The sequence below is a fragment of the Stenotrophomonas sp. 2YAF22 genome (assembly GCF_052114665.1).
Classification (GTDB): Bacteria; Pseudomonadota; Gammaproteobacteria; order Xanthomonadales; family Xanthomonadaceae; genus Stenotrophomonas; species Stenotrophomonas indicatrix.
Genome location: NZ_JBFRFE010000149.1, coordinates 1 through 7679, shown reverse-complemented (window position 1 = coordinate 7679; position 7679 = coordinate 1). Strand labels below are relative to the sequence as shown.

The window sequence follows — 7679 nt, the reverse complement described above, 5'->3', positions numbered from 1 at the left end:
GGTCGGCACCCACCCCCAACAGTGGGCACCCACCCCCAACGGTCAGCACCCACCCCCAGCAGTGGGCACCCCCCAATGGTCGGCACCCACCGTTCCCGGGGGGCTCAGAACTTCCAGCGCAGGCTGGCCGCCACGAAGCGCGGTTCGCCGTAGTTGTTGTAGTCCAGGTTGGCCCAGTAGGTCTTGTCCAGCGCGTTGCGCACGCTCAGCGTCGCCGTCCAGTTGTCGCTGATGCGGTAGTTGGCGTTGAACTGCACCAGCGCATACGCCGGCTGGTTCACCGTCACCGTGCCGCCGAGCGGGTAGGGGATGTTGTAGCCCTGCACCTTGCTCTGCCACTGCACGCCACCGCCGATGCTCAGGCGTTCCAGCGCGCCGCGCAGCTGCAGCTGGGTGTTGAGCTGCAGCAGGTCTTCGGCCGGGTTGGCGTACAGCAGATCGGTGGCCGCACGGGTCACCTTGACGTGGGTATAGCCGGCATTGACCGTCCAGCCCGGCAGGATCTCGCCGTTGACGTCCACCTCCCAGCCGCGCGCCTTGGTGCCGTTGACCCCGATGTAGGCCGAGCTGCCGTCGCTGAGTGAGCCTTCCGGCACGCTCATGTCACGCACCGCGTAGTTGTCCTGCTTGGCTTCGAACACCGCCGCGTTGGCGGTCAGGCGACCGTCGAACCACTGCGTCTTCAGGCCCGCTTCCAGGTTGGAGCCCTGCACCGGCGCCAGCAGGTTCTCATTGCGGTCCTTGTAGTTCTGCGGGTTGAAGATCGCGGTGTAGCTGGCATAGGCCGCCACGTTCGGGGTGATGTCGTACACCAGGCCCACGTACGGGGTGATTTCATCGCTCACCTTGTACGCGCCGCTGGTGGCGGTGTAGGCGCCGGCCGCGTTGTAGGCGCGGGTCTGGGTCTGCCAGCGGCTCAGGCGTGCGCCGGCGATCAGCGCCAGCGGATCGGCCAGGCGCAGGCGGGTGGCCAGGTAGAAGCCGCTCTGCGTGGTCTTGGCCACGCGGCGTGCGCCGGTGAGGGTGTAGGTGACTTCGGAGATGTCGCCATCCCAGGTGTGCACGTTGGGAATGTAGTAGCAGCGCTCGCTGCCGCAACGAGCCCAGTCACGCGGATAGTTCAGCGCAAGGGTGTTGGTGGTGCCTTCCAGGTCGGCCCACTGCGCGCCCACGGTCACGTCGTGCTGCTGGCCCCACAGGTTGAAGGTGCCGGTCAGGTAGGCGTCGACGTTGCGGCGGGTGTCTTCCGAATCGCCGGCGGCGGTGCGCAGGTAGATGCCCGCGCCGGTCACCGGGTCGGGATTGCCGGTGCCGTACAGGCGCATGTTCTGCACGTTGCCACGCGTGTAGGCGGTGTTGATCTTCAGCAGCCAGTTGTCACCGAAGCGCTGCTCCAGGTTGGCGAACACCGTGCTGGTCTCGCGCTGCCAGTAGCTCCACTTCGGTGCCAGGTTRGTCGAGCGCGGCAGATGGGCGAAGTTGCCCTGGCTGTCGAAGAACGGCACGGTGCCCCAGGTCGAGCCCACCGGGTTGTTGTCCTGGGTCTGGTAGCCGACGGTCACCGTGGTGCTGTCGGTCACATCGCCTTCCAGCACGGCCATGCCGGCCATCTTGTTCTCTTTGTAGCGGTCGTAATAGAAATCGCGATCGGTGTAGGCGGCGACCACGCGGCTGCGGAAGCGGCCGTCGGTGGTCAGCGGCGCGGTCACGTCAGCTTCCATGCGGCGGTAGTCCCAGCTGCCGGCGCTGACCGAGAACGAAGCGTCGAACTCCTTGCCCGGGCGCTTGCGCAGCAGGTTCACCGTGGCCGACGGCACACCCGCGCCGCTGAGCAGGCCGTTGGCGCCGCGGATCACTTCCACCCGGTCATAGAAGGCGGTGTCGTATTCCTGGTTGGTCGAGCCGCTGTAGGTGGGAATGCCATCCACCTGGAAATCGGTGATGGCAAAACCACGCGCGTAGTACAGCGGGCGCTGGGTGTCATAGAAGGACACGCTGACGCCGGTGACATTGCGCATCACGTCGTTGAGGCTGAACAACGATTCGTCCTGCAGGCGCTGCAGGCCGATCACCGTGGACGACTGCGGCGTTTCCTGCAGGGTGATCGGCAGGCGGGTGGTGCTCGATGGCGGCGCGGACTGCTCGGCGCGCACGCTCACCCGGTCCAGGGTCTTGGCATCGGAGGCGTCGGCAGCGACCTCGGCCAATGCCGACGGCGCAGCCAGGGTGAGGCAGGACAGCAGGGCAGCGGGCAGCAGCGCACGGCGGGGCAGGCGGCTGGGGAAAATCTGGGTCATGGCGGGCTCGAAGCGTAGAGGCGGGGAAGGGGCGGCAACAGTCGTCCAGCACCCGGGGCGGCGGCTTCGGGCACGTCAGGTCCATCTGGGAGGGGCGCGGTCACTGCGCAGGACGCAAATGTAAATAATTCTTAACAACATTACAATTCGCGTCATTGCGCAGGGACTTTCAGGCGCGCAGCAAGCGTCAGGGTGGGGTTGGATCCCACTGCCGCAGGCACTGGGCCCTGGTCCTGCGAGGGGCCTCCCGGAACGGGGCAGAGCCCTCCCGTGCGGGAGGGCTCCGCCCCGTCGCCGCGCGCAAACGCAGACGGCCACCCGAAGGTGGCCGTCCGCAGGCATCCGCCAAGCGCAGGCTTACAGCGCCTGCAGCTCTTCGTTGGCGTTGCGCTTTTCCTTGGCCGGGGCCGGCGCCGGCGCGGCCGTCGGTGCCAGTGCAGGCGTCGTACCTGCTTCCACCGGAACCTCCAGGTAGGGCAGGTGCAGGGTCTGGCTGGTCAACGTGCGGATCTCGTTGGTCAGCGCGGCACTTTCGTTGAGCTTGCGGCCGTACGAAGGAACGATCTCGCGCAGGCGGGCTTCCCAACCGGCCTTCATCTGTTCCGGGAAGGCCTTGGCCATCAGGTCGAGCATGATCGGCGGCGAGGTCGAGGCACCCGGCGAAGCGCCCAGCAGCGCAGCGAGGGTGTGGTCCTTGTCGGTCACGATCTCGGTACCGAACTGCAGCACCGCGCCCTTCAGCGGATCACGCTTGATGATCTGCACGCGCTGGCCAGCGGTGACCAGCTTCCAGTCGCCCGGCTTGGCGTTGGGGAAGTACTTGACCAGTTCGGCCTGGCGATCGGCGTCGTTGAGGCGCGCTTGGCCCATCAGGTACTGAACCAGGTCCAGGTTGTCCTTGCCCACTTCCAGCATCGGGCCGACGTTGTTGTGGTTGACCGACGAATACAGGTCCCACCACGAGCCGTGCTTGAGGAACTTGGTGCTGTACAGCGCGAACGGCCCGAACAGGACCACCGGCTTGCCATCCAGCTTGCGCGCATCCAGGTGCGGCACCGACATCGGCGGCGAACCGGTTTCGGCCATGCCGTAGGCCTTCACGCCATGGCGCGAGGTCACGTCCTGGCCCTGGAAGGCGAGGAACTGGCCGCCCACCGGGAAGCCGGCGTAGTCCTTCGATTCCGGGATGCCCGACATCTGCAGCAGCTTCAGCGCGGCGCCACCGGCACCGATGAACACGAAGCGGGCGTGGGTGGTGGATTCGGTGCCGGCCTTGAGGTCCTTCACCGTCACGTTCCAGCTCTTGTCCACGTTCTGCCGCAGGGCGCTGACCTCATGGTTGAGGTGCAGGCCGAAGTTCGGGCTGTGCTGCAGGCCGGCGGTCAGCTGGCGGGTGATGACACCGAAGTTGACGTCGGTGCCCAACGGCATCCAGGTCGCGGCGACCTTCTGCTTCGGGTCGCGGCCTTCCATCAGCAGCGGTGCCCACTGCTTGATCTGCGCCGGGTCCTCGGAGTACTGCATGCCGTAGAACAGCGGGTTCTTCACCAGCGCCTGCTGGCGCTTGTGCAGGTAGGCGATGTTGTCATCGCCCCAGACGAAGCTCATGTGCGGGGTCGGGTTGATGAAGTCGCTGGGCTGGCTCAGCCGCCCTTCCTTCACCTGGTGCGACCAGAACTGGCGCGAGACCTCGAACGATTCGGCGATGCCGACCGCGCGCTTGGTCTCGATGCTGCCATCGGGCAGTTCCGGGGTGTAGTTCAGTTCGGCGAATGCCGAGTGGCCGGTGCCGGCGTTGTTCCAGCCGTCCGAGCTTTCACCGGCGACGCCGTCGAGGCGCTCGTAGACCTGGATGTTCCAGTCCGGCTGCAGTTCCTGCAGGTAGGTGGCCAGGGTGATGCTCATGATGCCGGCGCCGACCAGCACGACATCGACGGGCTTGTCGTTGCTCGCGGCGGGCACCGAGCGCTGGGTCAGCGGCCAGTACAGGAACAGTGCGGCGACCAGCAACAGCAGCACGAGCAGGGCGAGTAGGGCCTTGCCAAATTTCTTCATGGGGGCGGAATCGTTGGCGGGGAAAGGGGTCAGGATGCGCAAGAAGCAGGGAAAGAGCGTGAAGAAACAACGCCTTGCAGCATTCCAGGGGCAATTTTAACCGCTTCTGGTCCGATTTTGATGCAACGCAGCATCCGGCCTGCGCGTTCGACCCCATCCCCGGTAGCGCCGGGCGATGCCCGGCGGCTGTTCCCGGCGCCGCGCGTCAAGGCAGCTCAAGAATCTCGTCACCGGCCTCGTCGACCTCGCCGGTCGCCTTCCAGCCCAGATGCCGATAGAAGCCATGAGAACGCGAATGCGGGTCCGCCGAGCAGGCCAGGAACAGGCGGGTGTGGCCTGAATCGCGGGTCAGGCTGACCACCTCCTGCAGCAGCTGCCGGCCGATGCCGCGGTTCTCGAATTCCGGCAGCAGGGCCAGCACCAGCACCTCGCCGCTTTCGCGGTCGGCAAAGCAGTAGCCGGCCATCCGCTCGCCCTCCCAGGCGACGCGGCCAATCGAATCGCCATCGGAGATGCCGGCGGCCCAGCTCTCTTCGGTGATGCCCAGTTCGGCCAGCTGCGCGGCGCTGAAGGCGTTTTCGCGGGTGCGCCCGCGAAGGTCGATGCAGGCAGCGGCATCATCGGGGAGGGCATCGCGGTAGTGGATCGTCATCTGGGAAACCTGTGGTCGAACGGAACCAGATGAGTGTGGACGACCAGGATGGAGATTGGATGGAGACGGTGGCGGTCTTCAATCACTGCCGATGGTGAAGTATTCCGCCGCGAAGTAGCCCAGTTGATAGGCCAGCGTCGATGCGGCCAGTACCAACTGCATGCGCGCGCTGCGCAGATGCCATCCCAACGCGGCAACGATGAGCATCAGCGCCGTGTGCAATGGGTACGCATCCCCCAGCAGCCGCCAGCGGCTTCCTCCCTTGATCGCGGTGTCCACAAGGTCCAGAAGCGTCAATATCGCGATCACCCCGAAGATCCAGCGCCGCCGCTGCATCAGGTAGTGGCCGTAACTGCCGTAGTCGCGCAGGTCGTCGGGAAACAGCAGCGCGCACAACAGGAACCAGGTCGCGCTGTAGGTGATCACGAACAGATAGGTTTCAAATGTCCAGCGGTGCACTTCGACGAGGCGGAATTCCCACCACCAGAAGGTGACCAGCGACACCAGCGTCCACATCACCCAGCACAGGTGCAGCGCCGAACAGCCGCGCCGCTGGGGGTGCTCGATGATCTGCGCCAACCCCTTCAGCAGGGTGGTGATGGACAGGCCGAGGATGATCCCCATCACCACGCGGATATGCAGGAATACCGGTTCGGTTTCCATCGGCCAGCCCCATCGTCGGTTGCGCCGATCCTTGCATGAAAAGGGGACGGAGGGGATCAAGTCGTTTCCAGCCCGACCTCTCCATGGCTGAGACTCAACGAGTCCTGACTACCAAGGGCTGCATTCCCAAAGCTTGGCTGTCTTGGTGGTATCAAGGCGAAGTGAGGCCGTGCTGATGCAGCAAGGCAAGGTACTTCCCGCCTTCATCGTCAGCGTCGAATATGTCCTCGCCATCCAATGCATAAGCCCTGAGCAGGTACTCCAGCGCCTGATCCCGTTGTCCTTGAAGTTCATGACATTGGCCAACCCGATACAGGATGAAGGGGTTCGCATGACCGTCCGGACCATTCAGCGCATCCACGAAGTACTGTAGGGCTTCGGGAAAATGTCCTGACATAAAACTCGCGTCGCCAAGCGAGGCGCAGAGCCACGTGTAGGCTTCCCAATCGTTGGCAGGGGCAGGCAACTTGTCCAAGGCCTGCAGCCAGCAGCGCATTGCGCCAGCGTGATCATCGGCATCCATGCAGGTGTTTCCCTGCTCGGAGAGCTCAGTGACCTGCTCGTAGATGTCGTCAGGAAGCTCCATTCGGTTTGGCTCGCAATCAATGAACCCTCAAGCCTACGCGGGACCTCTGCAACTGTCGGCTGGCAATGACGCAATTGAATGTCGGGATCGCCCTGTTCCCGTATTCGTGAGCAGTAGGTTCGAAGCCGACCAAAGTCGGCATCCACCAATGCGCGTCCGCTCAGCGCCTGCGCTGCACCAGCGCCGAGGCGGCGTCCAGCACCGCCCGGGTCAGCAGGGCCATGGTCTGCACGTCGCCCTTCCAGTGCTGCCAGTACAGCGGCACGTCTTCCCACGCGCGCTGCCGCACGTAGACCAGCCGTCCTGCATCCAGATGGCGCTTCACCAGCGGCAACGGGTTCATCGTCCAGCCGAGCCCGCCGAGATTGGCTTGGACGAAGGCGCGGGTGGAGGGAATCCACCAGGTGGGGGCCGTGCTGGGCAGGTCGGCGCCGGCCATGCGCCGGGCAAAGCGCGACTGCATGTCGTCCTTGCGGTTGAACACCAGCACCGGAGCCTGCGCCAGCGCCTGTGCGGTCACGCCCTTGGCGAAGTGGCGCTCGCGGAACTCCGGCGTGCAGGTCGCGGCGTAGCGGATGCTGCCCAGTGCGTGGATCTGGCAGCCCTGCACCGGCTCGTCCAGGGTGGTCACCGCACCCAGCACGGTGCCCTGGCGCAGCAGCTCGACCGTGTGATCCTGGTCTTCCACCCGCAGGTCCAAGGTGGTGCCGGTGCTCTGCGCGAACTGCTGCGCGGCCTGCGGGAACCAGGTCTCCAGGCTGTCGTGGTTGACCGCCACCGGGATGCTCGCCTGTGGCAGGTCCTCGTCGGCCAAGCCCATGCGGTGCAGGGCATCGTGCTCCAGCAGGGCGGTCTGCTCGGCCAGCTGCACCAGCAGCTGGCCCTCTGCGGTAGCGGTTGCCGGGGTGCCCCGTTTGACCAGCAGGCGGCCGATGCGGTCTTCCAGCGCCTTGACCCGCTGCGAGATGGCCGAGGGGGTGACGTTGAGCGACTGCGCGGCACGGTCGAAGCTGCCTTCGCGGATCACCGCAGCCAGGGCCCGCAGCTGGGCATGGTCGATGCGCATGGCAATTAAGCTCCGCTAATGTTGGTTTAGTAAGTTTAGCTCGTCTTTTCTATGTTGCGGCGCGACAATGGCGCCCGTTCCGGTGCTGTCCGCCTTCGCGAGGCACCGCTCCCCCCAAGCAAGACAAGGTAGTGAATCCCATGTTCTCGGTCATCTCCGCCAGCACCGGCCTCGGTGCCTGGTTCAGTGGTGCGGCTACCGGCGTCGGCCTGTTTGCCGTGGTCGGCGCCCAGAGCGCCTTCATCCTGCGCCAGGGCATCCTGCGCAAGCACATCGTGCCGGTGGTCGCCACATGTGCGGCCATCGATGCGATCTTCATCTTCGCCAGCGTGGCCGGCCTGCGTACGCTCACCACGGCGC

At 65.4% G+C, this 7679-nt stretch carries 7 protein-coding genes; 1 reads left to right on the top strand and 6 read right to left on the bottom strand.

Features of this window, described 5'->3' with window-relative positions:
- Nucleotides 1-104: 104 nt before the first annotated feature.
- The 6 genes from AB4Y84_RS08195 to AB4Y84_RS08170 all read right to left on the bottom strand — a co-directional run bounded on the left by AB4Y84_RS08195 (nt 105) and on the right by AB4Y84_RS08170 (nt 7319).
- The gene (locus tag AB4Y84_RS08195; protein ID WP_442243839.1) at nt 105-2297 is read right to left on the bottom strand and encodes a TonB-dependent siderophore receptor; all 2193 of its coding nucleotides are present in this window, start codon (nt 2295-2297) and stop codon (nt 105-107) included.
- 357 nt (nt 2298-2654) lie between these two features.
- Nucleotides 2655-4352 carry a malate dehydrogenase (quinone) gene (gene mqo / locus AB4Y84_RS08190; RefSeq protein ID WP_442249974.1) on the bottom strand — a complete coding sequence of 566 codons (1698 nt, stop codon included), beginning with the start codon at nt 4350-4352 and terminating at the stop codon, nt 2655-2657.
- A gap of 205 nt (nt 4353-4557) precedes the next feature.
- Nucleotides 4558-5004 (bottom strand): GNAT family N-acetyltransferase, encoded by a 447-nt coding sequence (locus tag AB4Y84_RS08185; RefSeq protein WP_442243837.1) that lies wholly within the window; start codon nt 5002-5004, stop codon nt 4558-4560.
- A gap of 78 nt (nt 5005-5082) precedes the next feature.
- Nucleotides 5083-5667, bottom strand: a complete 585-nt coding sequence (locus AB4Y84_RS08180; protein ID WP_442243836.1) for a hypothetical protein — start codon at nt 5665-5667, stop codon at nt 5083-5085.
- Between the two features lie 151 nt (nt 5668-5818).
- Entirely contained in the window at nt 5819-6253 is a 435-nt protein-coding gene (locus AB4Y84_RS08175; protein ID WP_442243835.1) for a tetratricopeptide repeat protein, read from the bottom strand.
- A gap of 160 nt (nt 6254-6413) precedes the next feature.
- A complete protein-coding gene (locus AB4Y84_RS08170) occupies nt 6414-7319 on the bottom strand; it encodes a LysR family transcriptional regulator ArgP (RefSeq protein ID WP_089239508.1) in 906 nt (301 codons plus the stop codon).
- A 140-nt stretch (nt 7320-7459) separates the two neighbouring features.
- Between AB4Y84_RS08170 and AB4Y84_RS08165 the strand changes: the two genes are divergently transcribed.
- Nucleotides 7460-7679: LysE family transporter (locus AB4Y84_RS08165; RefSeq protein ID WP_442249973.1), on the top strand; the 220-nt coding region annotated here is incomplete at its 3' end.

Excerpts from the sequence above, each read along its gene's own strand:
- AB4Y84_RS08180 (WP_442243836.1), bottom strand. The coding sequence starts at position 5,667 with ATGGAAACCGAACCGGTATTCCTGCATATCCGCGTGGTGATGGGGATC.
- mqo (WP_442249974.1), bottom strand. The coding sequence starts at position 4,352 with ATGAAGAAATTTGGCAAGGCCCTACTCGCCCTGCTCGTGCTGCTGTTG.
- AB4Y84_RS08170 (WP_089239508.1), bottom strand. The coding sequence starts at position 7,319 with ATGCGCATCGACCATGCCCAGCTGCGGGCCCTGGCTGCGGTGATCCGC.
- AB4Y84_RS08175 (WP_442243835.1), bottom strand. The coding sequence starts at position 6,253 with ATGGAGCTTCCTGACGACATCTACGAGCAGGTCACTGAGCTCTCCGAG.
- AB4Y84_RS08185 (WP_442243837.1), bottom strand. The coding sequence starts at position 5,004 with ATGACGATCCACTACCGCGATGCCCTCCCCGATGATGCCGCTGCCTGC.